Origin of the sequence: Microcoleus vaginatus PCC 9802 (assembly GCA_022701275.1) — a bacterium.
GTDB lineage: Bacteria > Cyanobacteriota > Cyanobacteriia > Cyanobacteriales > Microcoleaceae > Microcoleus > Microcoleus vaginatus_A.
In genome coordinates, this window is record CP031740.1 from 4,703,553 (window position 1) to 4,728,521 (window position 24,969).

Genomic DNA, 24,969 nt, shown 5'->3' on the forward strand with positions numbered 1-24,969 from the left:
TCTTTGACGGAAGGGTTGCGATCGCGCTAACATCAGAAGTTTATCAAAAGCGCCTTCAGTAACTTCTGGTCGTGGTGAAGCATCGTCAGTTGACTTTTTAACCTGAAGTTCCCCGCAGGAGGGAACTTCAGGTTAAACTTTCTTGGCAGTGATACAAACCATTCCATTAATCATCTCGTTCTGAAGTACCTGTAAACCTATTTCAGATAGCCGATCGCACAACCAATTTTTATTGAGCCGCAGTTTTTGGTAAGAACTGGCACTAAATGACCACCGATCGCCCTGTTTTTGATAGAGTAAGTCATGGACTGCTACGCTGTTTTCCTGATACTCCAAGAAACAAGTGAGGATTGTAAATTCATCACTTTGTACAGGAATAAAACGCTGAGTTCCATGAAGCTCTGCTGAAACATAATCGCGGAAAGTTAAAATCAACATCCCCTTCTCAATCAGCCAGCGCTCAATGTCCAAAAGTAATGAATCGACAGCACTCAATGATTCTAGGTGTGTAAGTGTGTCGCCCATGCAAACAATGAGCTGCGCCTGTTCCTGAATATGTTGCGAGAAATTAAGCAGATCGTCGTGAATGGTACGGATGGAAAGATTTTTAGCGCGATCGCGTAACTCTGAAAGTAGGGCATCACAGAAATCTATAGCTACTACCGAAAAGCCTAATTTCGCTAAAGGAATAGATTGAAATCCTGAGCCTGCACCTAAATCAATGGCTAATCCTCGCGGTGCGGAGTCGAGCGCCAATTGACAAAAAAGAGCGTGATTTCGTTCGATCGCTGCTTCAGGATTTCCTGACATCCAACTGTAAACGGCAGCAAGTTGCTGGTTATAGTGGTCTTGTGCTGTGTTCATTATTATGCTAAGTTCTATGACTCGTTGAAAAGGAGCAAAATCATTCAACCCGATGGAAACTAAACCACCACTGCCACCTTTTACGCGGGAAACTGCTAAAACTAAAGTTCAAATCGCAGAAGATGACTGGAATAGTCGCGCTCCAAAACGAGTAGCTTTAGCTTACACCGAAGATTCACCGTGGCGTAACCCTGTCTAATTTTTCAGTGGAAGGTAACAAACCAAGGCTTTCTTAAAACGAAAGTGGGCAAAAGAACTAGACTACTGTTTGAAAAATGAAGTGTGGAGTTTTACAAAGAAGCTGATTTCTGTGCGCTTTGAATAGCAGTGGCACGAGGGTCAGAGTGCGGATTTCTTCCTTGAAATAATCCCCAAATATCGAAGGAAGAGGGAAAGGGAAGAGCTGAAAGGGTGAAAAAAATGGCTACAAGACAGTTATGATAAGCTTTGCCGCCCTTTTTCATCCTTGATAATTTGACCGTTTATTGGGGTGTAAACTAATATACTCTCTAACTTATTCTTGTTGACAAATATCCATAAAACTTAGCCAATTTTCCGCCCAGATACCCACTTGAAATGTACTGTGCGAACGATAAATACGTTTGGGTTGTTTTGGACGATCTACATATTTTGGCGCTCCCACTTTTTTGACTAATTTTCCTTCAATAATTGTCGCTGTATAAGCGATGCTTACTAACAACATTAAGGTAAATAGCCTGGGTTATGATACTTGGGCATCTTCAATGTTAGAGCTACCGCTTTTATAATCTCTAAACATTTCTTCTATTATATCAAATCTTTGTTTATAATCGCTTATAGCAGCTTTTAAGGTTTTCAATTTAGTTAATATAAACCATCCTTCTTTGAGTGTGACTCCGCGATATTTTCCTTTCCATTTACAAGCGACATTAGCTTTAAATCCTTTAAATTTTGCTGGCGGGGTGACAACCCCGCCCAAAAGCCAGACAGGGCAAAGATTTGACTCACCTGTGTTAAAAAAAGATAGGTCAAGCTAAAGTTACACTCGACCTATGCCAAAAATATTTTACCTAGATTCTATCAGACTCACTTCCAAAGAGAACTAACCCCCTCTCAATTTTTAGTTCTAGAAATAGTGCTCAATCTCTTAACATCAGGAAAACAGGTGAGATTAGAACGACTTGCTCGCGTATTTCCGTACCCCATTACCATGCTCAAGTCGTCGCCGCAAGTTACAAAGATTTTTAGATTTACCCCAGCTTACCTTAACCTGTCTGTGGTTTCCGCTAATTACCTATTGGTTGACAAATTATTGCCACCCCGGACAGAAATTATGGATCGCGATCGATCGCAGCCAATGGGGATGTATCAATCTTTTTATGGTTAGTCTGATATGTCCGCCAAGAGCAATCCCGTTATCTTGGTCCCTGTTACCAAAACGAGGTAGCAGTAATATCAATGAGCAGATCGCCGTCATCTCAACTATTTTACCCTTATTTAAAGATTATCAGCTCGTGGTACTAGGCGATGCCTGAATTCTGTTCAGTAGATTTGGCTAACTAGCTCAGAGAGCAAGATGTGTATTTTTGCTTACGACTCAAACGAAATCATTGTATCGAAACCGAAAATATGCTGCAGGCTACGGTTAGATGAGTTAGGGATCACGCCCGGAACATCTCTATATATTCAAGGTGTAAAAGTTAGAAAGACTAAGCCACGGGCAGGATTTGATGTTGCCTGCAAATAGAAAAGGAATTATCAAGTATGGACAGTTAACGAGGCGTGGTTTATTCTAACTAACTTAGGTAGTTTACCGGAAGCTATCGCTGCTTATAAGCAACGGATGGGAATTGAGGAAATGTTCCGTGATTGTAAAAGTGGAGGCTATAATTTAGAGGGTACAGGGTTAAGAGAAGACCGATTAATTAAAATGATTCTCTTGATGAAAATTGCCTATACTCGTGACCTTGTTGAAGGTACAATAGTCACAATAAAGCCTTTACAGAAGTATTTTTTTTGCATCAATAAACCCCAAAAAACTTATCGCAGACGCAGTACATTCGGGAGTGGCAATGATAGCCAACAGTGGGTTAATTATCTTGAAAAATATGCTGAACCTGTGGAAGAGTTAATGAAGTTAACTCGTAATAAGCGTCACTTTTATCACAAAGGTCTCAGGACTAGAACTTTGCTCACGCAAGGTTTCTAGCTATATTTGTCACCCCCTGGATCGCAGCACTTGCCATTAATTTGATGAATCCTAACCGTTTAAGACATTGGTTCGCTCATTGCTGCTACTGTACCTCATAGCATGGGAAAGTGCTGTAAATTCCGTGAGATCGCGGATGGCAGCGCTGCCAAAATAGGGGAAACTGATAGATAGGTTAAATAAAAATGAGCGAAATAAACAAGGTCGCTGGCAGTTTCAGAAGCTCTGAATCTAAGGCTGTATCTATCCCTAAACTCGCTTTTGGAGGACGCAATATGTTGGCTTCTTTAAGGGAAACGACTCGCGCCTCGGAATACGCAAATTCCCCATCCAAAAGCTTTGTATTCAAGGAGTCCAGCATCAATGAAGGTGGATATTTTGTTTCCAGAATTTTGGCTGGGGAATCGGACTGCATCGAGAAAATTACCTCGGCACTTCAAAAATATGCCTCTATCCTTATAGAGGTTGACCAAGTTCGCACAACTTCTGACGGCAGCTCGGGCCAACTTCAATTAGGCTCTGTTATCCTCAATTCAGATTACCTCGATCCATACAAAAGTTAATTGCCAAAATCGCACAGTTATCAAATAAGCTTGATGAGATAGCTCCGGGGCGTATCTACCAATAATGCCCTTAATGGAGTCTCCAATATGAGTTCTACGTTCGCTCAAGTTAACTCACAATCTTCTTTTGAAAAACGGCCACGGCGCTCCTTAGTCTTCATTGACTCCGGCGTGGAAGATTACGAGTCAATTGCAGCGGGAGTGCTGCCGGGACAGCAGGTAGTAATACTCGACCGCACCAAAAACGGCATCGAACAAATCACCTCCGAGATGGAAAAATACGCCTCTACTAAGGGGGCGATAGACTCGGTTCACATTATTTCTCACGGCAGTTCTGGCAGCCTACAATTAGGCAATACCGCTCTGGCTTCAGATAACCTAGAGCAATACAAAAGCCAGTTGAAAAAGTGGCAAACTTCACTAGCCCCACAAGCAGACATCATGCTGTACGGCTGCGATGTAGCAGACGGTACAGGTGCTAATTTCGTCGATCGCTTCAGTCAATTAACCGGGGCTGACGTTGCGGCATCCACCAACACAACCGGCCGCGGCGGCGACTGGAATTTAGAATTTGCCTCTGGCCAAATTGAATCTCCCTCAGCCTTGCAGCCAGAGGCTATGGCTAGTTACCAAGGTGATTTAGCTACGATCGTAGTAGCCAACAATAGCGATAGCGGGCCGGGTTCATTAAGGGCTGCGATCGCCACCGCTGTTGCAGGCGATATCATTACCTTCGCTCCAGGTTTAGCCTCCCAAACCATTACCCTCACCAGCGGTCAACTCGATATTCCCGCTGGCAAAAACATCACCGTTGACGGCGCCGCAGCACCCGGTTTAACCATCAGCGGCAACAATACTTCGCGGGTAATCCGCATAGGAGGTTCGACCAATGTTACTCTAAAAAACCTGATTGTTGCCAACGGCAAAGTTTCTGGAATCGATCCGAATAATGAGGCAACTAGCGCCGGTGGTGGCATTCAAACAGGAGGTAGCAGCACTTTAACTTTAGAAAATTGCCAAGTCAATAATAATGTTGCCGGTTTTGGTGGCGGCATTCACACGGGTTTTCGCAGTACGACCAATGTAATTAACAGCAAGTTTAGCGGCAATGACGGTTCGCTAGCAGACAATACCGAACGCGGTGGCGGTGCGATCGCCACTAAAAGCGGCGGTGTTCTGACTATCAGAGATAGCGAATTTACCAACAACAAAGGCAGCTACGGCGGAGCTGTTAATAACCTGTTGGGCAGCATGACGATCGAAAACTCTAAATTCACTGGCAACCGCACAGAGAAAGGCGTTGGCGGGGCAGTTTACGTCGATGGCGCTAATGCTTCCGGGCCGAATGCAACCCCCGGCCCCGTTGCCGGAACTATTGCTATTCGCAACAGCGTTTTTGATGGCAATATCGGAGCGAGAGAAGGAGGAGCAGGATTTTTATTTGGCTATCTTCAAGATAAGATATTTTTGGAAAATAGCACTTTTATTAACAATAAAGCTGTTAACGATCTAGCAGGAGTTGGAGGTTCTGGAGGCGCAATTCGTCACGGTAATGTGGATCTTACTGTAACAAACTCCACTTTTGCTAATAACCAAGCTGAAGATAATGGGGGCGGTTTGTGGTCAGGAGAAAATGGAAATATCAGCATTGTCAACAGTACATTTTCGGGCAACAGCGCTGCAAAGCAGGGCGGAGGAATGCTGGTCGCTAACCGAGATTCTTTTTCGACTAACATCGTCAATTCGACTTTTGCTAAGAATACCGCTGAATTTTCGGGAGGTATTGCTACTTTTAACGATCCTGTGAAATCGCCAATTACTGTCAAGAATTCGATATTTGATAGGAATACGGCAAGTAACTCTTTTAAAACTAGGCAGCACACTGGACGGGAGCTCATCGATGGGGGAAACAATATTCAGTTTCCCGCTAAACTGACGACCGGAGATCCTAATGATAGTAATGTTACGGCAAATGTGACAATCGCAGACCCCTTACTCGGCCCTTTGCAAAATATTAACGGCGCTTTTGTGTTGCCGCTGCTAGTAGGAAGTCCGGCAATTGATACCGGTACTGGTGCGGGCGCGCCGGCTGCGGATCAGCGCGGTATGAGCCGCCCTCAAGATGGTGATAATAACGGAAGTGCGATCGTTGATATTGGCGCTTATGAATTTAACCCTACAGTTACGCCGACTCTTACTGGTTCTTTGGGTCAAACCAATAATTACAGCAGTGTCAGTGACCTGATCGCACAATGGCCTACTGCCGCCCAGAATCAAGGCATCCAACTGTCTGGGATAGCTTTTGACGGCGTGGAAACTGACTATCTTAACCCGAATGTCATCAGCAACCTCACCTTAGCAACCAACGAAAACCCTAAAAGCTGGTTGAGCTACGGCAGTACTGGCGGTATTGGTGTCCCATCCTCTTATGATGGTTGGTTCACCGACGCTAAGAAAATTCGGGCGGAAATCAACCATAACCCCAACACCAATCAATCTCAGGCGCTGAAGGTGAAATGGGCAGATAACCAAGACATTACTAGCACCACGATCGACCTCAGTGGACTGACTCCCAAAACAAGTCCTGGTTTGGGCGATCAAGGCAATGAAGTTGGTTTCCTGCAAATCTTTAATAATGGGGTTCGGGTACCGGCCACCAATTTTAAGATCGCTCGCCTCAACGCTCCGAGCGCTCCAAAACCCATTACTGTGTCTTCAGATGGAGTGACTTTCATTGGCGATCGCACCGATGGCAGTTTCAAATTCCAGATAGTAGGAGACTCTCTGAGTGGCGCTACTTTTGACGAACTGCGGTTTTCCACTAAAGCCTACGATAGCCCCACCGCTGCCTACGCCGCCACCTCCTTCAAAAACGATGGTTCCGACTACCTAGTGCGGAACATTGAATATCAAGGGATTTCTAATATTGATACTACTGCTGTGGCTCCGACTTTCTTCTCTTACGGTTCATCTCCCGATCCTATTATTGATGGTGGTTCTGGACAGTTTACGATTAATCGGACTGGCGATACTTCGGTTTCGGCTTCGATCGACTATTTGATTGTTGCCCCTGGTGGTGGTCAACCTGTGAACAACGTAGACTACAACATTAGTCCATTTGCTGTGAATCCTTCGTCCGGCACGGTGAACTTTAATCCCGGTCAAACTAGCGTTAGTCTGACGATTAACAATCTACCTGGTTTGACTGGTGGGGTGGTGAATTTGGGCTTTGGCCCAGGTTCGATCGGCGCTCCGGCATCGACTGCAATTACTCTGCTTTAAGGCTGTTAGTAGGGCGAGGAATCCTTGCTCTACTAATATGTCCCGCAAGCAATTAAATGCTTTGGTAGCGATGCACAGTAATGGTTTAATATTAAATCAACATAACTTTTTGAGTTAAAAGTATGGACTGTCTTAATTGTCAAAGGGATTTTTTTAAAGGGAAAGACTTATTACAGGAAACAGCGATTTTAGTGTCAAAATTGTAGTCGTCAGGAAGATTGAAAATCCTCAATATAAGCAGATTCCAATTCTCAACTCAATCCTTATTTGAGCGGCTGATTTTAGAAAAAAATTCTTGAGCCGGAATTGCTAGAGCGACGGGGGTATCCATTCGATGGCTTAAGGATTATGTAAATAAAAAGTATGCCGAAAATTCTGGGTAAATTTTGGCGATGAAAAAACCGAAAGCTTCATTTACTTTACAGGTAGATGAAATGTTGTCAATTGTCAAAAACAAGCGAAAAAAGCAATGGCTCTGGATAGCTTTCGATCGAAATACCCGTAAAATTGTTGGACTTTATATTGAATATCGCTCAAAAAAATCTGCGTTTATGCTCTGGCAATCTTTACCTTTTGTCTATAGACAATGTGCTGTTTGTTATACTGATTTTTGGGAATATTCTTCAGAAGTGCTACCTTTTAAAAGACATCGACCTGTAGGTAAAAAATCGGGAAAAACCAGTCATATTGAAAGACTTAATAATATTTAACGGCAGCGAATTTCTCGCTTGGTTCGTAAAACCTTGTCTTTCTCAAAAAAACTGCTTTCACCATATTGGGGCAATTTTTAACTGTGGATCTCACTATAATTTTTGCATAAGAAAACGATATCCTTACTGTGCATGACTACCAACGCTAGTTTATGTAGAGAGCCAAAAGCTTGATTATCATTACTATGCAGGACTACCAAAATACTATTGATTATTTTGCCAAACTATAACTGAAAAAAGCTGCAACATGGTTCAGACCTTCGCGGTATCGCCCTCGAAGGCGTTCCAGAGGAACAGGTTAACCCCACCCCGGAAATGGCGACAATTGTGGGTCAAGCCTTTGTGAGTTGGCTGGTGCAAAAAGTCAATAAATCAGTCGCAGAATTAACGATCGCGATCGGGCGCGACAGCCGCCTATCCGGGCCAATCTTAATGCAGCCAGTCATAGCGGGTATCACCTCAGTCGGCAGCCCAGGCTACGACTTTGAAATGGCTTCAACTCCCGCCAAAAGTTTGAGCATACCTGAACAATTTTTAGAGGATGCACAGTATGGCTCAAATACTGTGCTTGCTGCGTAAGTCCTGAATATTGCTATTTCCTTGCCGCAGCATTGGATCTGGGGTCTAAAGCGTCTCGCAGCCCGTCGCCCAAAAGATTGAAACCCAGAACAGTCAAGGTAATCAGCAAACCGGGAAACAAAATAGTCCAAGGAGAAGAAAGAGCGTATCCGCCCTTAAAAGCATCAGAAAGCATCGTCCCCAACTCAGGAACCGGCGGCTGTGCGCCCAAACCCAAAAAACCCAAACCCGCAGCTTCTAGTGTCGCCGTACCAGTCGAAAGAGTTGCTTGTACAACTAGAGGCGCCAGACTTCCCGGCAAAATGTGGCGAAAAATAATCCGCAAGTCGCTGGCGCCCAAGGCCTTGGCAGCCAAAACAAATTCTTGTTCCCGCAGAGACAGCACCATACTGCGAGTTAAGCGGATGTAAATCGGAATTTGCACGAGGCTGACAGCGATAATTACGCTTTGCAGGCTCGGCCCGGTGACGGTAACAACGCCGATCGCCAGTAAAATCGAAGGAAAAGCTAACAAAATATCCGCCAAAGTGCCGATCGCAATTTCCAGAAACCCCCGAAAATACCCGGCCACCAGCCCCAAAAGCGCTCCCACAATTAAACCCGCACCCACAGAAACCAGGCTGACGAGTAAAGATATCCCCAATCCGTGCCAAACCCGCACCAACAAATCTCGCCCCAAACCGTCGGTGCCAAACCAATGTTTAGCGCTAGGAGCCACTAAGCGCAACAAATAATCTCGATCGACCGCCGGATCGTAAGGAGAAAGTAGGGGGGCCAACAATGCCGAGATCATCAGCGCTAAAGTCAAAATTAAGCCGATTTTCCCCGAAGTCGATCGCCAAAATCGTTGAAAAGCTGGTTGTGGAAATACTAAGTTTTTATTCAATCTTCGATTTTCCATCGAATGCTGTCACCAAAAAACAGAGGACTTGGGCAACTATTAGGATAAATTAATGATCGCGATCGCAGAAATACGTTAACAAGACTTCTTCCGGGAGACCAAAAACTCGGTGCGTGCATTACCGTCCATATCCAAGGGCATTTTTCGCGCCAAATGCCGAATGCCTGAGCCCTTCCTTAAAGACGCTTTAAGATATAGAGAACAAGATAAATTTAAAAGCACAATGACATCCACCCTACTCAAAACCTCCGCCCGATCGCCCCTCAACGCCCCAACAATCCGCCATTTCCCCAACGGCCTCACCGTTATAGCCGAACACTTGCCGGTCGATGCTGTTAACCTCAGCGTGTGGCTCAATTTAGGCTCAGCCGTCGAACCAGACGACATTAACGGCATGGCTCACTTTTTAGAACACATGATTTTTAAGGGAACTCCGAGCATTCCCAGTGGCGAATTTGAGCGCGCGATCGAACAACGCGGCGCTGTCACCAATGCTGCTACCAGCCAAGATTACACTAACTACTACATCACCACCGCCCCTAAAGATTTTGCCGAACTAGCTCCCCTGCAAGTCGATGTGTTGCTCAACGCCAGCATTCCCGACGACGCCTTCGATCGAGAACGGCTGGTAGTCTTAGAAGAAATTAGACGATCGGAAGACAATCCGCGCCGCCGTACCTATCAGCGATCGATGGAATTAGCATTTGAAGTCCTGCCCTACAAGCGACCCGTACTCGGCCCGACTGCAGTAATCGAACAGTTGACAGCCCAACAAATGCGGGATTTCCACAGCAGCAGATATCAGCCAGGGGCGATGACAGCCGTAGCTGTCGGCAATTTGCCAGTCGATCAACTAATAGAAATTGTCGCAGACAGTTTTGCTGCAAAAAGCACAGCACAAAACAACAAAATAAATGTGCCTGCTGTCGGCAACTTTCACCCAGAATCCCAAATCCTGAACTACGGCCAAGAATCGCCGTTTACAGAAACAGTCCGTCGCGAATTTGTAGACTCTGCCCTTCAGCAAGCCCGACTGATCGTGATGTGGCGAGTGCCTGGTTTCATGGAAATGTCCGAAACTTATGCCCTCGACGTTTTGGCGACAATATTGGGTCACGGCCGCACAACTCGCTTGGTTCAGGATTTGCGCGAAGAAAAAGGGCTAGTTTCGTCAATTTCGGTCAGCAACATGACTCAGCGACTAGGCGGCGTATTCTCAATTTCCGCTCAACTACCGACAGAAAACTTGGCTGCAGTGGAAGCTGCGATCGTCCAACACATCCGCACTCTCCAAACCGAACTGGTGACAGATGCCGAAATTTCCCGCATCCGCACTCAAGTAGCAAATCGGTTTATCTTTGGTAACGAAACTCCGAGCGATCGAGCAAGTTTGTATGGTTACTATCAATCGATGGTAGGAGATATCGCTCCCGCCCTCAACTATGCCGCCTGCATCCAAGCTCAGACTGCCGAGGATCTCCGAGATGCCGCCGTCAAATATCTCTCTCCCGACGCGATGGGTGTTGTGGTAATTCGCCCCGACGAAGCATGAATTGGACATCGCCTCAACAGGGCAATTTTGCCATCCCTCTGCTTTTGAACCATCCAACGGCATTCGGCATTCGGCAGAAACAATGTCAACGCGCACGAGGGATTTTTAGTCAATAGTGCGTGAAATTCGATCGACCCGCGCCTTGAAGGTTTTGTATCAAATAATTAATATGAAGCCTTTAAGGTACGGGCGATCGGCAAAATTACCGTAATTTTATGAGACGATAAACTGGGAATTATTGACCAGCAAGCAATTTAGTCTAGGGAAACCGGATTGATAGGCGATCGTAATTCTAAAATCTAAAATCTAAAATCTAAAATCTAAAATCTAAAATCGATTGCTCGGCAAAATTACCGTAATTTTATGAGACGATAAACTGGGAATTATTGACCAGCAAGCAATTTAGTCTAGGGAAACCGGATTGATAGGCGATCGTAATTCTAAAATCTAAAATCTAGAATCTAAAATCGATTGACAGGGGCACGCAAGCATGAAATTACAAAACTTTCTCAACTCAAAAATTAGGTACGATGCCAAAGCAATTGCTGCCGACGACGAACTCAGTGGCCAAATTCAAAGCCGCCTCATTGACCTGGGTTTACTGAAACCTCCCGTAGACGGAATTTTTGGCCCTCTCTCTACCGCCACCCTCCACCGATTTCAAACTCTGATGAAGTGCGGCGAAGCGGGGTTTTTGGGAGCAGTCACAGCCAAAAAGCTGATTGAAACCAAACCAGAGGAGATTCCCACGCATCCCCTGATCCTGAAAACGCTCAGAGACACCATTTTTAAATCAAAACCGCTGGCGTCTTCTCAAATTCACGACTCGGAAAAACAAGTAATACCAGCCGGAAAAGAGTTTGAGATTCTGGCTTTTGCTCCGGCTCGCGGTCACATCAGAGTTGCTCTCCGCAACGAGTCTTTCAAAGGTTCAGGAATTTGGTATGTTTTTGGAGCACACGCTCAAATTACTCAAGACAGCGTTCTGTTTTATCCCAAACCGAATCCCCCAACTGTCAGGCTGGGCATTCCTTACCGATCGCAACTGGATAACTTGAATAATCCTACAGGTTCTTGCAATGTAACTTCATTAGCGATGTGTATGGACTTTTTGAGGGTGCCACGGCGCAAACAAACCGGGCAATATGAAGACGAACTCTACGAATATGCGATCGCCAAAGGTTATAGTCGCTGGGACCCCTACGATTTAGCAAAGATTGTTAAAGATTACGGCGCTCAAGATTTCTTTACCGAGAATGCAACTATTGATGATGTTCAAGATTGGCTCGCCACTGGAAATCCCGCTGTCATCCACGGATACTTCACGTCTTTCGGTCACATTATAGTTGCCTCAGGCTACGACAGCGAGGGATTCTTCGTCCACGATCCCTATGGTGAGTGGTTCCGAAGTGGCTACGATACAAGTGTCAGCGGTGCTTACTTGCACTATACTTACCGCTTAATCCGCAGCCTCTGTATGCCTGACGGGAATTTTTGGGTTCATTTTATCTCTAAGTAATTGGGAATCGGGAATTGGTAATTGGGAATTGGCATTGTTACTATTGACTAATGATACTAAACCCGGGGTTATTAACTTCTTTATCACTAAGCGCTTGAAACGCCTAGCAACGCGAGAAGATAAACGAAGTCCCTCTCTAAGAGACTAAGAGATAAAGACAGTATTTAACCCGCATTTGATATAACAACAGTCAACAGTCAACAGTCAACTAACTATTAATTTTCATACTCAAATCGAGCCAAGTCGATCGCGTAATCGGAGCACTGGTAGAAATATAGTCAACTCCGGTTTCCGCTACACTTCTAATTGTTTCTAAAGTAACATTGCCGGAAGCTTCAATTTTTACCCGATCGCTCTTTTGGCGAATTATTGCCACAGCCTGCCGCATCAAATCAAAGGACATATTATCTAACATGATAATATCGGCTTTGTGCTGCAAAGCTGTTTCTACTTCGGCGAGAGTTTCGGTTTCGACTTCGATCGTCAGCGGATAGGGGATAGAATTGCGAATTAGGGCGATCGCCTCTGCAATTCCTCCAGCCGCCGCAATGTGATTGTCTTTAATCATCACCGCGTCATCTAATCCCATCCGGTGATTGCAAGCACCACCGACTTGAGTTGCGTATTTTTCCAACAATCTCAATCCCGGCGTTGTCTTGCGGGTATCCACTAATTGCACGGGCAAATCGGCAATTTTGTCAACATATTTCTGAGTTAAAGTAGCGATGCCACTCAAACGCATTGCCAAGTTTAATGCTACTCTTTCTCCGGTTAGCAGCGCATCGAAATTGCCGGAAATCTCGGCAATTACTTCTCCTTTTTCGCACAGTTTCCCTTCCGGTACTTGCGGGATGAAACTGAGGCTGCTGTCTAAAAGTTTAAATGTGCGATCGGCAATTGGCAATCCGGCAATGACTCCAGCTTCTTTGACAATCCATTTAGCCGTACCTTGGATGCTGTTTGCGGGAAATAAGGCCGATGTTGTGCGATCGCCCCTACCGATATCTTCTAGTAGCCAGTTGTGCAATAGCGAGTCTAAAACTATCCAAGGCGGTAATATTGCTGTCATATTTTTGTCAGTTGTTATATCAAGATGATATCTACTAGGAAGAATAGTCGATCGGGCGATTTTAGGCAAGTTGCACAATTATGATGGTGTTAGTGCGATCTGGATTTGGGTAGAGTGATGGCGATCGGGCTAGATCATGGGGTATTCTGTTGCTGACATTTGGTGTTGGTGCTTTAAGGGAGTAGATGGGGCGGTCGCGAGCAGAAACCATGATACAGCCAGTCATTTTAGAAAAATTAGCATAACTCCCTGAGTCTCTTCAGACAGAAGTGCTTCATTATATTGAGTTTTTGATAAAAAAGCAGGCTAAAAACTCAACCCAAGAAAAGCCGACACAGAAACGTCGAGTTGCCGGGACAATGAAAGGAATGTTTGTTCTACCGTTGCCTGATGACTTTGATGAGCCGCTTAAGGCAACTTAACTTACAAAACTCATTATCTGAGTTAGAGCAAGTATTCCAACAACATAGTTAATGAATAAAGGGCATTCAATGTATAGTGAGGTTAGGTGTTGGTGCTATAATGATATGGATGACTTTACTAAGGAACACAGAAATCAAAATGGCGATGGAAAAATACAAAGACCAGACTATTGCAGCCGGATTTTGGGTTGCTTTAACGCTTCGTGAGGGCACAGCGCCTCTCCGTAGTTATGTAGGCGAAGTGCAAACCGTTGATGGTAATGGTATTCGATTGACATTGATAGATTGGATTAGCCTTACCCTCAACGGTTTTGACTTGTTCGTTCCGTGGTCAAACATTGAAGCAGCCTTAATTGCAACGCCGGAACATAATTCAGAGAGGTTTGTTGAGGAAGCGAAGGCGTGGCCAAAGTCTGTTTCAAGCAAGACAAGCGGGAAATAGAAGTAATAAACCACAGCAAAAATAAGCTCACCTGAACTCCTACAAATTAGCTCGTCGTTGCTCCTCGCTGCACTTGAGGCAGCGAAGATAAAAAAATCTGGGAATTGCATTTGCTACAGGAACATTCGCCGGTACGGCAACTGTTTTAGCTGCTTGGACTGCTGCAAGTGCTTTGGGAGTAACGGGTACATTATCGTGTGCTGCTGCTATCACTACCACCCTCTCGCCTCTTGGTGGACTCAGTTTAATCACCGGCGGTGCAGCTCTTGTTGCATCGGGTACAGCATTTGTGATGCGGTCATTTCTCAAAAGTGGGAAGACACGGGATCAGTCGATACTGAAACAGTACCGAAACAAAATTATCCTCACTGCTATCTGATGATCAGCAGAAGAACGATTTATCTAAGTTGAAAAAGGTAGTTGATATTTTATCTGACGAGAAGTACGCGACTAATTTATCTAAGCTGCAACAGTTAGTCGCTCTCACCTATGATGACAAGACGTTAGGCCAACTTGTCTCTAATAAGTACAAAAACCAATTGTCTAAATTACAAGAGGCAGTAGATATTTTATCTGACGAGAAGTACAGTAGGAACTTGTCTAAGTTGAAAGATGCTGTATAGCGGTTATTGAGTAGATGAGGTACACAATTCCACTTAAAAAGCTTGCGAACACAAGGTTTGGGCGTACTCCATATTTCTGAGAAAGCCTATAGATATTTTATCTAATGAACCTGATTTAGTGGAATTTTTCCCGCCGCAATTACTCTCACAGATCTCTGACGAGCAATATATAAATGAATTGTCTACCTTCAAAGAGTTAGTAGATATGTTATCGGATGAAGCTGACAAGGATAAGTTGACTCAATTGCTTCGACAAATTGGTCTGAGATATAGCACAGTTTAGGTCGCAACTTTTGCGCGCTATTCAGGCCAGGAGCAAGGGGGAAGGCGATCGCCCACTATTGACTGCTAAAATTAAGGGCGATCGCTTGTTATGATTGTATTAAAATAAAAACCACTGCCATGGGCAATTATTATGACTATGTGTGATATTGCGATCGCCAAATTGCACCAACTTCCAGAATCATTCTTGCCATAAGGTAGCAACTTTATCGACTTTGTGATGCACAAGCATAAAAATAGAATAGCTGAACCCAAACTCCCAGACGATATTGCTAAAGCTTGGGCAAAATGGTTCGAGGAAGTCGATCGCTTAGAAGTAATGACTAATGGCCCGATAGCGAATTTAAGCTACACTAAAAGCTATAGCACTTCATCTAACTCAAGAGCAGGCGGAGACTTTACTCTGGGTAAGTAGCGCTGACGGGAAGTTTGCACGAAATTTCAGCAGGTAGAATTCGGAGAGTTGTGCTAATTTAGAATACAAAAAAGATGTTCGGCGTTTGCGGGTAACATTGGAACGGGCGGGGTGACTATCTACTGCGCGGTTCTGCACGATTTAGGTAGAGCCTTTAGAAAAGCGTAAATTCAAGACGTAAACCCTGTAAGGGAAAACCTATCCTAAACATAGGAGTTTTCCGTTTTCAAACTTAAAGGCTTAAAATGAGCAAATAGGGGGCACTCGGTCAAGCAAATCTCCTGTAGGGCTAGAGAAGGTTATATGGTGCGCCAGAGTTTAGGACAACGGTTATCCAGTCTCAGAGTTGGGCAAAAGATCGGTTTAGGATACACCCTTGCTCTAGGCATTGCTGTGTGTGGAACAATTGCTGGTTTTGGAGTTGGGGATCATTATCAACAAGAGACTCAAGAGCATGAACAACACGCGCGTAACGAAGTGGAACTTCTGCAGCGTCTGCAATCTCGTGTTCTCCAAGCCCGAACCCACCAACAACAACTCATTCCTTTAGCGCAATACCCAGAAAAATTTCAAGATGAATATGCTCACTTGCTGAAGCATAAAGCTGAAATCCAAAAAATTTGGGCTGAACTTAAGGCATTTGTGGCAAAGTATCATAGTCGGCAAGATAATGTACACCACGCAACGATTCTAGCCTTCTTGCAAACCTATGACCGTGTACCACAACTCTACTCACAGGAATTAGAACGCCGAGTTGAACGAATTCGTAGTCTGGATCTTGCGTCACCCACTGATGTTGAGCAAGCCCAAGCCCTGATGTTGGAATTTACCAACAGCGATTTGGCGCTTGAATACGATGGCATCTCCGATGATTTGGTGGGTTTTATTGACCATGCTTACCAAGAACTTGAGGTAGCAACAAGGTCATATCAACAGGCTAGTGAAGTTGCTGAGAAATTGGTGGTTGCAAGTATCGGATTGTCTGTTGCGATCGCCATTCTTTTGGCAATTTTGACCAGCCGAGCAATTGCCCAACCCATTCAAGCTCTTACCAGCGTTGCCCGACGAACTACTGAAGAATCTAATTTTGAGTTACAAGCGACTGTTGAGCAAGATGATGAAATTGGAATGCTTGCCAATGCCTTTAACCAATTAATTCGCGCTGTTCAACAACTGTTACAGCAACAGAAAACAGCCAACGAACAACTCGAAAACTACAGCCAAACGCTTGAATCTGAAGTGGAGGTAAGAACCCAAGAACTCAGCGACAAAAATACCCAGTTGCAACAACTCTTAGAGGAACTGCAACGCACTCAGGTTCAAATGGTGCAAAGCGAAAAGATGTCTGCTTTGGGGCAAATGGTGGCAGGGGTGGCACACGAAATCAACAATCCAGCCAACTTCATTCACGGCAACTTGACTCATGTGCAGGAATACGCCCACAATTTATTAGGTTTGGTGCAACTCTACCAGAATTACTATCCCGACCCAGCACCCGAAATCCAAGCTGAGGCGGAAGATATTGATATGGAGTTTATCCAAGCCGATCTACCTAAAGTCCTCGACTCCATGAAACTCGGCACCGATCGCATTCGCCAGATTGTTTTGTCACTCCGCAACTTTTCACGAATGGATGAAGCTGACTTCAAAGCCGTTGATATTCATGAGGGCATTGATAGCACGTTGTTGATTTTGCAGCATCGCTTGAAAGATAAACCAGAGCGTCCAGCGATTCAAGTAATTCGTGATTATGGTAATCTACCCCTAATAGAATGCTATCCTGGTCAAATCAATCAGGCGTTTATGAACATCCTGGCAAATGCGATTGATGCGCTGGAAGAAGCCAACGTCAAACGAACCTATCAGGAGATTAAGGAAAATCCCAACCTGATTACCATTCGGACTGCCATGATTGATTCAAAGTGGGTAAAAATTGCAATTTCTGATAACGGAACGGGAATGTCTGAATCTGTTCAGAAACGCCTCTTTGATCCATTCTTCACCACAAAGTCTGTCGGTAAGGGAACGGGCCTGGGGCTGGCGATTAGCTATCAGATTGTCACTGAGAAACATGGCGGTAAGTTAGATTGCTGCTCAATACCTGGTGAGGGAACCGAGTTTGTGATTCAAATCCTTGTCCAGCAGCAAATCCGTGATGCGGTCTAACAAAATGCGCCCCACCGCCGAAAGGTTATCTGTTAGGCATTGGAGGTTATCTGCTATGAGGTTTTAGTTGTAATATTCACTTTCTCTTTTCGCCTAACTCCCCAAAAAACTAAAGCCCTTTTCCGTTGTTGCGGGAAAAGAGCTTTAATTTATTATTAACCTGGCACTGAGCTATTTTACCGGGCAGTGACCCGCCGAGTATCTTCGCCATAGCAACGTTTAACAACCGAGTTCGGGATGGATCGGAGTGGTTCCATTACATCATAAGCACCAGGAAAGCTTTGAAAACTTTTTATCCTGTGTCTGCGTTAAGTCAGATGCGCTGCATCTCTTTCGCTCGACTTAATTACCTTATCAAGTTTTTCCCTGTCTGTCAACCCCAAAGTCAAAACTTTTTTTCGCTCGCCCGAAACTGCCCCCAATAGCCGAGTTTGACGTATTATTTGCCAGTGGGACCGATCGACCTTTAACTCACAAATCCAAAAACGCCGCATCCACACCATGCTCTCTGCGAATCTTCCCGTCCTTCACAAACTACGCCACGATCTGCTTAACTGTTAATTGCTCGATCGCCCTTTCGGCGTCTGCCGCAATTGGCCTCTCATGCCGCAAAGACGCAACGACCAAATTCGTAAAAAAGTTTTCAAAACTCGCATCAAGTTCGATCGACCCAAAATCTGCTGCTGGCCCAGAATATTGAGATTTCTACAAAACTGGCACCAAAGACATCTCCAACAATTCTTGTGGGAAGTAGGGGTTAAGCATCGTGCTGGCCCAACACTTGCTGTTGTGTAGATGAGTAATAATCCATCAAAAAACTAAAGCCCTTTTCCGTTGTTGCGGGAAAAGAGCTTTAGTTTTTTATTAACCTGGCACTGAGCTATTTTACCGGGCAGTGACCCGCCGAGTATCTTCGCCATAGCAACGTTTAACAACCGAGTTCGGGATGGATCGGAGTGGTTCCATTACATCATAAGCACGATGTTGTTATGATTTTGTTAAAATAAATGACGACTCAAAGAGACAATTATTAGGACTATAAGATTTTGCATCAAAAGTACGGATCATTTTTCCACTCATCCTTACTTACACCATATTCCAGGTTTATTAAGTACAGTAGCAGCTATATTGTGTGGTACGTGTTATGTAGGTGCGCCACTGTTTTATTATAGTTCAATGGAACTTGCAGATTGTTGATGGCAACGCACCTTACTTACAACAAAATTGTATGTACCGCATATAAATGGAATATGCTGTATCTACTTCAATCTCATCCAAAGCTGGTTGAAGATGTTTCCGGTTCCGCAAGAATCTTTGGGATTTCCTAGGCGGATTTCTTTGATGAATTTCTTTCCCATTCCTATTGCTCAAACGAATTTTACCCCTGATTACCTATTTTCCTCTGCTTAGAATGACAGAAGAGCGCTAATCGGGCTATCTTGTATATTCCTAAAAATTGCGGTGTTTGAAAGGTTTAGGCTTAGTTTCTCTCTCGAAAGCGTACTGGCATTCGATCTGACGGATAAATTAACAGGTTTTGCTGTAATTCTTCGAGAGAAGAACGACCGTTAACTAACTCCCAATCGAAGTGGCGCACCAATAATGCTAACATCATTGTTCCTTCGAGCATTGATAGATGCTCTCCTAAGCAACGATGCGACCCTGAGCCAAAGTGTATCATTGGCAGTGAACTTGTTTCCTTATTCTTGTCTAGCCAACGTTCGGGCAAAAATTCCTCTGGATTAGCATAAACTTCTGGATCTCTTCCGGCTGCAAGCATTGACCAGGATACTCTTGTCCCACGCGGAATCACTGTACCGTCAATTAGAGTATCCCGTTCAGTCTCCAATGGACTTGAGCCAGAGGCAACTGAATAAAGGCGCAGTGTTTCTTTGATAATGGCACGAATATAAGCCAATTCTTTGAGGTTTTTTAGGTTGATCCCACTTTGTTTTTGCCAAGCTTGGTCAACGATATCTCGTGCTTGTTGAAATACTCTTGGATTTAAGCTCAATTCGCCAACTGCAAAGGATAAAGTATGGGCTGTGGTGTCAGTACCCGCGATTAATAGTTCAATCGATTCTGATATTAAGGTTTCACGATCGTATTTGGGTTCTTTAGCCGCGATTTTGACTAACATTGATTCCCTAAACAAACTACTGACTTGTGGGAAATCAGTTTGATTTTGTTCTCTCATCTGTAAAGCTAAGTCTACACGGGGAGTAAGGAATTCCGTTAAATATCGCCTTGCTGCCCAATAATCCCGTGAATTCTGAGTTGGCAAATATTTCATCCATCTTTTCTCCCCCGTAGCTTGTCGCAGGAAACGATAGCCTACAATAGACATCGCTTCGTACAACTTGCTAACTTCCAGGGGAGAACCTTCCTGACTGATACTATTTCTATCTACAGGGATACCTAGTACAAAAGAGGAAATCACCCTCATTGTTAGTTCCACAAACAGAGGATCTACTTCCACCTCTTTTGGGGGGGCAACTTGTTTCAGTGTCTCAATGACTTGTTCGCAAGCTTGGCTAATTATTTCCAGATATTTGGAAATATTGCTCGAACTAAATTCTGGATTCCAAGCCTGGCGTCGCCACTGCCACTCGGTTGCAGTTTCTCCGAGCATAATAGAACCGCTCATATCGTTCCATGCTTGACGTACTTCCTTGGATCTAATTAAGCTACCATCTCTCATCCCATTGATAATGGTATCTTCAATTACTTTTGGTTTACTTAAAATCACAGATGGAGTCCTGCCATTCCAGATGACGTACATCGGGCCTAACTGCTGGCTCCAATCAAAAAATAGCTGAAATAATTTCTTCTGTTTTACTGCTGCTAATACTTGTGGTAGATTTCCTAACACCCAATATTGGGGAGGCGACGGGAGAGATTGTAGCGATTTATACGTTTCCTTGCCTTTCCACCATCGCCAACTCAGTATAGACGCTATGCTAGTAACGGCTAATACTATTACTAAATATGACAAGAAGGAAGAAGAACCATTTATTTGAGAAGTAATGCTTTGAAACATAAATCTGCCCAAGTCCATAGTTTTTTATTACCCATATACTACCTTGAAATGGAGATTAAGTAAGTCAACGTAATTAAATATAAAACGTTCGACTTGGTAATTGCCTGATGTGGCTCTAGCATTAACTCCTTTTCAAATACGCAACAAGCTCTGGACTTACGCACTTGTCATATTACAAACATCTGTAACTCACCAAAAAACTAAAGCCCTTTTCCGTTGTTGCGGGAAAAGAGCTTTAATTTATTATTAACCTGGCACTGAGCTATTTTACCGGGCAGTGACCCGCCGAGTATCTTCGCCATAGCAACGTTTAACAACCGAGTTCGGGATGGATCGGAGTGGTTCCATTACATCATAAGCACCAGGAAAGCTTTGAAAACTTTTTATCCTGTGTCTGCGTTCTGCTTAATTCTAAGCTTGATGCGCTGCATCTCTTTCGCTCGACTTAATTACTGTATCAAGTTTGCCTTTGTCTGTCAACCCCTTTATCAAAAGTTTTTTTCGCTCGCCCGAAACCGCTCGAATTATCGGGGTTTGAGGCCGGATTTGGGGGTGCGGCCGATCGACCTTTAACTCACAAATCCAAAAACGCCGCATCCACACCCTGCTCTCTGCGAATTTTCCCGTCCTTCTCAAACCACGTCACGAACTGCTTAAGTGTTAATTGTTCGATCGCCCTTTCGGCTTCTGTGGCAATTTGCCTCTCATGCCACAAAGACGCCGCCACCAAATTCGTAAAAAACTTTTCAAAACTCGCATCAAGTTCGATCGACCCAAAATCTGCTGCTGGCGGAGAATATTGAGATTTCTACAAAACTCGCACCAAAGACATCTTCAACAATTCTTGTGGGAAATAGGGGTTAAGCATCCTGCAGGCCCAAGACTTGCTGTTGTGTAGATGAGTAATAATTCACCAAAAAACTAAAGCCCTTTTCCGTTGTTGCGGGAAAAGAGCTTTAGTTTATTATTAACCTGGCACTGAGCTATTTTACCGGGCAGTGACCCGCCGAGTATCTTCGCCATAGCAACGTTTAACAACCGAGTTCGGGATGGATCGGAGTGGTTCCATTACATCATAAGCACCAGGAAAGCTTTTAAAACTTTTTATCCTGTGTCTGCGTTAAGTTTAATGTTAAGTTTGATGCGCTGCATCTCTTTCGCTCGACTTAATTACCTTATCAAGTTTTCCTTTGTCTGTCAACCCCTTTGGCAAAACTTTTTTTCGCTCGCCCGAAACCGCTGGAATTATCGGGGTTTGAGGTCTGGTTTGGGGGTGCGGTTGATCGACCTTTAACTCACAAATCCAAAAAAGCCGCCTCGGTTCCCTGTTCTCTGCGAATCTTCCCGTCCTTCTCAAACCACGCCACAACCTGCTTAACTGTTAATTGTTCGATCGGGATCTCGGCTTCTGTCGCAATTTGCCTCAAAGGCCGCAAAGACGCCACCACCAAATTCGTAAAAAAGTTTTCAAAACTAGCATCAAGTTCGATCGACCCTTTAATACTCTCATCATTCTTAATCCAATCCATCACCTGCCCATTAGTCACCTCAGCCACCGGCTTCCCAGTCTCCCCAGCAATTTGCTTGAGCACCCTCAAAGCATAAATTGCCACCCGCGCCGAAAACTTTTCCTTCGACGACAGCAGCGCCATATCAACTTCCGCACACTCTTCCGGCTTTAAAAAATCTGCTAGCGGTTCCATAGTTATTAGTTACTTGTTATTTGTTATTTGTTATTGATAATCGGTAAAAGCATCTATCCGTGTATCCGTGTCAAAATCCGTGTAGTGCTGTCGGTAATTGGTAAAAGCAAAAAATACCCATCCGTGTATCCGTGTCAAAATCCGTGTAGTGCGGTCGGTAATTGGTAATTAGTAAAAACACCCATCCGTGTATCCGTGTCAAAATCCGTGTAATGCCTTCCCTCATCCTTCTTCCTTCTTCCTTCTTCCTTCTTCCTTCCTTCTTGCAATCAAATAACCGCAGCGGTGTTCCCCATTAATAATCCAGTGAGTCCGCTCCACAATACAATCCGGCAAAACCGCTGCAAACATTTCCAACTCATTGCCACACACACTCGGAAAAGTTTCAGCAACATTAGAAATCGCGCAGTTGTGTTCCATCAACACAAATCGATCGCCCAAACCAGCGCGATCGCACATCCCAACCTCTACAGATTCTACAGGATAACACTCAGCCATATAACCTTCAGCCCTGCGGAGTTCCACCAACTTAGTCACCCGTTCTTGCAGCGAACCCGCACCCACTAGCCGCCGGTAGTCCGTAGCTTTGCGCTGCCACTGTTTTCGCAGGATAGTAATCACTTGCTCGCGGCCGACGGTTTCCGCCAAAGTATCCAAGAAAGAGACTGCAAAATCGCCGTAACGATTCGGGAATCGATCGCGCCCCAGACTGGTAAGCTCATAAATATGCTGCGGCCGCCCCATCCCAGCCTGAACCGACTGATACTGAATCAGCCCCTCCGCTTCCAAATCCTTCAAGTGACGGCGAATCGCCTGCGGGCTGATATCCAAAGACTCCGCCAACTCAAGAGCCGTCCCCTGCCCCCCCTTGAGCAAATATTGCAGGATCTCTTGTTTCGTGGAAGTCTGCTGAGTAGTCTCCATCATCTTCACAAAAAATTATTAATTTGACTTTGACAATATCACTATTGTTAATGTAGCTTAAAATATAGTAAAGCAACAAAATTGTTGTTTTACTTCCCAGAGCAGTCCAGCAGAACTCGCTCAAGCCCAGACAGGCATTGCCCCGTCTGCCATCCAGAGAGCATTATCTAGAACACTGAACACGCAAAATAATGAGTTCTACCACAGTCAAAACCTTAGTCAACCAGCCCTACAAATACGGTTTCGTCACCGACATCGAGTCAGACACCATCCCCCGCGGCTTGAGCGAAGATGTAGTCCGCCTGATTTCCGCCAAGAAAAACGAACCGGAATTCATGCTGCAATTCCGCCTCAAAGCATACCGCAAGTGGCTGACAATGAGCGAGCCCACCTGGCCCCACGTCAACTATCCCGCGATCGACTACCAACAAATTATCTACTATTCCGCGCCCAAACAAAAGCCCAAAAAGCTCAACAGTTTGGACGAAGTAGACCCGACACTGCTAGAAACCTTCGAGAAATTAGGAATTCCCCTCTCCGAACAAAAGCGCCTCGGAAATGTCGCAGTTGACGCCGTTTTCGACAGCGTTTCAATTGCCACAACATTTAGAGAAAAGTTAGCCAAAGATGGTGTTATTTTCTGTTCCATCTCAGAAGCCGTCAAAGATTATCCCGAATTAATAGAAAAATATCTGGGCAGCGTCGTACCAGTCGGCGATAACTTTTTCGCAGCCCTCAACTCCGCCGTATTCAGCGACGGTTCCTTCGTTTACATTCCCAAAGGCGTCAAATGCCCGATGGAACTGTCAACCTATTTCCGCATCAACAACGGAGATTCCGGCCAGTTCGAGCGCACCCTAATTGTCGCAGAAGAAAACAGTTCTGTATCTTACCTAGAAGGCTGCACCGCGCCGATGTTTGACACCAATCAACTGCACGCCGCCGTCGTGGAATTGGTAACAATGGACAATGCGGATATCAAATACTCGACAGTGCAAAACTGGTACGCTGGGGACGCCAACGGCAAAGGCGGCATTTACAACTTCGTGACGAAACGGGGTTTGTGTCAGGGAGTTAATTCTAAGATTTCTTGGACGCAGGTAGAAACAGGTTCCGCGATTACTTGGAAATATCCCAGTTGCGTGTTAGTCGGCGACAACTCGGTGGGCGAATTCTACTCGGTAGCGCTGACAAATAACAAACAGCAAGCTGACACCGGCACCAAAATGATCCACGTTGGCAAAAATACTCGCAGCACGATTATTTCTAAGGGAATATCGGCGGGAAATTCATCCAACAGCTATCGCGGTTTGGTGAAAATGGGACCTAATGCTAAAGGCTCTCGCAATTACTCTCAGTGCGATTCCATGCTGATTGGCGACAACGCTCAAGCGAATACTTTCCCTTATATTCAAGTGCAGAACCACACCGCTAAAGTGGAACACGAAGCTTCTACTTCTAAGATTGGGGAAGAGCAATTGTTCTTCTTCGCACAGCGGGGAATTTCCGCAGAAAATGCTATTTCGATGATGATTAGCGGTTTCTGTAAAGATGTTTTCAATCAGTTACCGATGGAATTTGCGGCGGAAGCTGATAAGCTGTTGAGTCTGAAACTCGAAGGAAGTGTCGGGTAGAAGGAAGAAGGAAGAAGGAAGAAGGAATAAAATATTTTGGCGGGCGAGAAACCCTCGTTACCAGGCTCTGCCTGGTAACGCATATCTAGAG

The 24,969-nt window shown here is 44.7% G+C and carries 19 protein-coding genes, 4 rRNA genes and 6 pseudogenes; 13 read left to right on the plus strand and 16 right to left on the minus strand.

The window, feature by feature from the left end:
• Positions 1 to 132: 132 nt before the first annotated feature.
• On the minus strand, positions 133 to 864 hold the full coding sequence (locus D0A34_19115) for a class I SAM-dependent methyltransferase (protein UNU20710.1): 732 nt from the start codon (positions 862 to 864) through the stop codon (positions 133 to 135).
• Positions 865 to 916: 52 nt separating this feature from the next.
• On the opposite strand from D0A34_19115, the pseudogene D0A34_19120 reads away from it, so the two are divergent.
• Positions 917 to 1,189: pseudogene (locus D0A34_19120) on the plus strand (DUF1348 family protein).
• Between the two features lie 189 nt (positions 1,190 to 1,378).
• Here D0A34_19120 and D0A34_19125 read toward each other — a convergent pair.
• Positions 1,379 to 1,567 (minus strand): hypothetical protein, encoded by a 189-nt coding sequence (locus tag D0A34_19125; GenBank protein UNU20711.1) that lies wholly within the window; start codon positions 1,565 to 1,567, stop codon positions 1,379 to 1,381.
• Positions 1,568 to 1,585: 18 nt separating this feature from the next.
• A complete protein-coding gene (locus D0A34_19130) occupies positions 1,586 to 1,822 on the minus strand; it encodes a hypothetical protein (GenBank protein UNU20712.1) in 237 nt (78 codons plus the stop codon).
• Positions 1,823 to 1,906: 84 nt separating this feature from the next.
• Between D0A34_19130 and D0A34_19135 the strand changes: the two are divergent.
• The 5 genes and pseudogenes from D0A34_19135 to D0A34_19155 all read left to right on the plus strand — a co-directional run bounded on the left by D0A34_19135 (position 1,907) and on the right by D0A34_19155 (position 8,186).
• Positions 1,907 to 3,052 (plus strand): annotated as a pseudogene (locus D0A34_19135) (IS4 family transposase).
• A gap of 275 nt (positions 3,053 to 3,327) precedes the next feature.
• A complete protein-coding gene (locus tag D0A34_19140; protein ID UNU22373.1) occupies positions 3,328 to 3,615 on the plus strand; it encodes a DUF4347 domain-containing protein in 288 nt (95 codons plus the stop codon).
• Between the two features lie 87 nt (positions 3,616 to 3,702).
• A pseudogene (locus D0A34_19145) lies at positions 3,703 to 5,808 on the plus strand (DUF4347 domain-containing protein).
• A gap of 1,224 nt (positions 5,809 to 7,032) precedes the next feature.
• A pseudogene (locus D0A34_19150) lies at positions 7,033 to 7,743 on the plus strand (IS1 family transposase).
• Between the two features lie 104 nt (positions 7,744 to 7,847).
• On the plus strand, positions 7,848 to 8,186 hold the full coding sequence (locus tag D0A34_19155) for a hypothetical protein (protein UNU20713.1): 339 nt from the start codon (positions 7,848 to 7,850) through the stop codon (positions 8,184 to 8,186).
• 13 nt (positions 8,187 to 8,199) lie between these two features.
• Here D0A34_19155 and D0A34_19160 read toward each other — a convergent pair whose 3' ends face one another.
• Positions 8,200 to 9,087, minus strand: a complete 888-nt coding sequence (locus D0A34_19160; GenBank protein ID UNU20714.1) for an ABC transporter permease — start codon at positions 9,085 to 9,087, stop codon at positions 8,200 to 8,202.
• A 223-nt stretch (positions 9,088 to 9,310) separates the two neighbouring features.
• Here D0A34_19160 and D0A34_19165 point away from each other — a divergent pair, with 223 nt between their 5' ends.
• Complete coding sequence (locus tag D0A34_19165) at positions 9,311 to 10,639, plus strand: insulinase family protein (GenBank protein UNU20715.1); 1,329 nt, start codon at positions 9,311 to 9,313, stop codon at positions 10,637 to 10,639.
• 490 nt (positions 10,640 to 11,129) lie between these two features.
• On the plus strand, positions 11,130 to 12,158 hold the full coding sequence (locus tag D0A34_19170; GenBank protein UNU20716.1) for a peptidoglycan-binding protein: 1,029 nt from the start codon (positions 11,130 to 11,132) through the stop codon (positions 12,156 to 12,158).
• A gap of 208 nt (positions 12,159 to 12,366) precedes the next feature.
• On the opposite strand, the gene D0A34_19175 is transcribed toward D0A34_19170, so the two are convergent.
• Positions 12,367 to 13,227, minus strand: a complete 861-nt coding sequence (locus tag D0A34_19175) for a carboxylating nicotinate-nucleotide diphosphorylase (GenBank protein UNU20717.1) — start codon at positions 13,225 to 13,227, stop codon at positions 12,367 to 12,369.
• 209 nt (positions 13,228 to 13,436) lie between these two features.
• Between D0A34_19175 and D0A34_19180 the strand changes: the two are divergent.
• Positions 13,437 to 13,649, plus strand: a pseudogene (locus D0A34_19180) (DUF2281 domain-containing protein).
• Between the two features lie 76 nt (positions 13,650 to 13,725).
• Entirely contained in the window at positions 13,726 to 14,091 is a 366-nt protein-coding gene (locus D0A34_19185; GenBank protein ID UNU20718.1) for a hypothetical protein, read from the plus strand.
• 39 nt (positions 14,092 to 14,130) lie between these two features.
• On the opposite strand, the gene D0A34_19190 is transcribed toward D0A34_19185, so the two are convergent.
• Complete coding sequence (locus D0A34_19190) at positions 14,131 to 14,310, minus strand: hypothetical protein (GenBank protein ID UNU20719.1); 180 nt, start codon at positions 14,308 to 14,310, stop codon at positions 14,131 to 14,133.
• Between the two features lie 188 nt (positions 14,311 to 14,498).
• On the opposite strand from D0A34_19190, the gene D0A34_19195 reads away from it, so the two are divergent.
• The gene (locus D0A34_19195; GenBank protein ID UNU20720.1) at positions 14,499 to 14,714 is read left to right on the plus strand and encodes a hypothetical protein; all 216 of its coding nucleotides are present in this window, start codon (positions 14,499 to 14,501) and stop codon (positions 14,712 to 14,714) included.
• Positions 14,715 to 15,714: 1,000 nt separating this feature from the next.
• Positions 15,715 to 17,577 carry a HAMP domain-containing protein gene (locus D0A34_19200; protein UNU20721.1) on the plus strand — a complete coding sequence of 621 codons (1,863 nt, stop codon included), beginning with the start codon at positions 15,715 to 15,717 and terminating at the stop codon, positions 17,575 to 17,577.
• 158 nt (positions 17,578 to 17,735) lie between these two features.
• Here D0A34_19200 and rrf (D0A34_19205) read toward each other — a convergent pair.
• The 10 genes and pseudogenes from rrf (D0A34_19205) to sufR form a co-directional block, all read right to left on the minus strand.
• Positions 17,736 to 17,852 (minus strand): 5S ribosomal RNA (gene rrf / locus D0A34_19205).
• Positions 17,853 to 18,048: 196 nt separating this feature from the next.
• Positions 18,049 to 18,249 (minus strand): annotated as a pseudogene (locus D0A34_19210) (hypothetical protein).
• Between the two features lie 195 nt (positions 18,250 to 18,444).
• Positions 18,445 to 18,561: ribosomal RNA gene (gene rrf / locus D0A34_19215) — 5S ribosomal RNA — on the minus strand.
• Between the two features lie 496 nt (positions 18,562 to 19,057).
• Entirely contained in the window at positions 19,058 to 20,617 is a 1,560-nt protein-coding gene (locus D0A34_19220; protein UNU22374.1) for a cytochrome P450, read from the minus strand.
• Positions 20,618 to 20,866: 249 nt separating this feature from the next.
• Positions 20,867 to 20,983, minus strand: a 5S ribosomal RNA gene (rrf, locus tag D0A34_19225).
• Positions 20,984 to 21,028: 45 nt separating this feature from the next.
• Entirely contained in the window at positions 21,029 to 21,214 is a 186-nt protein-coding gene (locus D0A34_19230) for a hypothetical protein (GenBank protein ID UNU20722.1), read from the minus strand.
• Positions 21,192 to 21,386, minus strand: coding sequence for a hypothetical protein (locus D0A34_19235; protein ID UNU20723.1), 195 nt, complete (start codon positions 21,384 to 21,386; stop codon positions 21,192 to 21,194). Before D0A34_19235 ends, D0A34_19230 begins: the two co-directional genes overlap by 23 nt.
• Positions 21,387 to 21,587: 201 nt before the next feature.
• A 5S ribosomal RNA gene (rrf, locus tag D0A34_19240) occupies positions 21,588 to 21,704 on the minus strand.
• A 208-nt stretch (positions 21,705 to 21,912) separates the two neighbouring features.
• Positions 21,913 to 22,320, minus strand: a complete 408-nt coding sequence (locus D0A34_19245; protein UNU20724.1) for a hypothetical protein — start codon at positions 22,318 to 22,320, stop codon at positions 21,913 to 21,915.
• Positions 22,321 to 22,542: 222 nt separating this feature from the next.
• Entirely contained in the window at positions 22,543 to 23,244 is a 702-nt protein-coding gene (gene sufR, locus D0A34_19250; GenBank protein ID UNU20725.1) for an iron-sulfur cluster biosynthesis transcriptional regulator SufR, read from the minus strand.
• Positions 23,245 to 23,435: 191 nt separating this feature from the next.
• On the opposite strand from sufR, the gene sufB reads away from it, so the two are divergent.
• A complete protein-coding gene (sufB, locus tag D0A34_19255; protein UNU20726.1) occupies positions 23,436 to 24,878 on the plus strand; it encodes a Fe-S cluster assembly protein SufB in 1,443 nt (480 codons plus the stop codon).
• Positions 24,879 to 24,969 lie beyond the last annotated feature (91 nt).

Excerpts from the sequence above, each read along its gene's own strand:
- D0A34_19115 (UNU20710.1), bottom strand. The coding sequence starts at position 864 with ATGAACACAGCACAAGACCACTATAACCAGCAACTTGCTGCCGTTTAC.
- D0A34_19125 (UNU20711.1), bottom strand. The coding sequence starts at position 1,567 with ATGTTGTTAGTAAGCATCGCTTATACAGCGACAATTATTGAAGGAAAA.
- D0A34_19140 (UNU22373.1), top strand. The coding sequence starts at position 3,328 with ATGTTGGCTTCTTTAAGGGAAACGACTCGCGCCTCGGAATACGCAAAT.
- D0A34_19160 (UNU20714.1), bottom strand. The coding sequence starts at position 9,087 with ATGGAAAATCGAAGATTGAATAAAAACTTAGTATTTCCACAACCAGCT.
- D0A34_19165 (UNU20715.1), top strand. The coding sequence starts at position 9,311 with ATGACATCCACCCTACTCAAAACCTCCGCCCGATCGCCCCTCAACGCC.
- D0A34_19170 (UNU20716.1), top strand. The coding sequence starts at position 11,130 with ATGAAATTACAAAACTTTCTCAACTCAAAAATTAGGTACGATGCCAAA.
- D0A34_19175 (UNU20717.1), bottom strand. The coding sequence starts at position 13,227 with ATGACAGCAATATTACCGCCTTGGATAGTTTTAGACTCGCTATTGCAC.
- D0A34_19200 (UNU20721.1), top strand. The coding sequence starts at position 15,715 with ATGGTGCGCCAGAGTTTAGGACAACGGTTATCCAGTCTCAGAGTTGGG.
- D0A34_19220 (UNU22374.1), bottom strand. The coding sequence starts at position 20,617 with ATGTTTCAAAGCATTACTTCTCAAATAAATGGTTCTTCTTCCTTCTTG.
- D0A34_19230 (UNU20722.1), bottom strand. The coding sequence starts at position 21,214 with ATGCGGCGTTTTTGGATTTGTGAGTTAAAGGTCGATCGGCCGCACCCC.
- D0A34_19245 (UNU20724.1), bottom strand. The coding sequence starts at position 22,320 with ATGGAACCGCTAGCAGATTTTTTAAAGCCGGAAGAGTGTGCGGAAGTT.
- sufR (UNU20725.1), bottom strand. The coding sequence starts at position 23,244 with ATGGAGACTACTCAGCAGACTTCCACGAAACAAGAGATCCTGCAATAT.
- sufB (UNU20726.1), top strand. The coding sequence starts at position 23,436 with ATGAGTTCTACCACAGTCAAAACCTTAGTCAACCAGCCCTACAAATAC.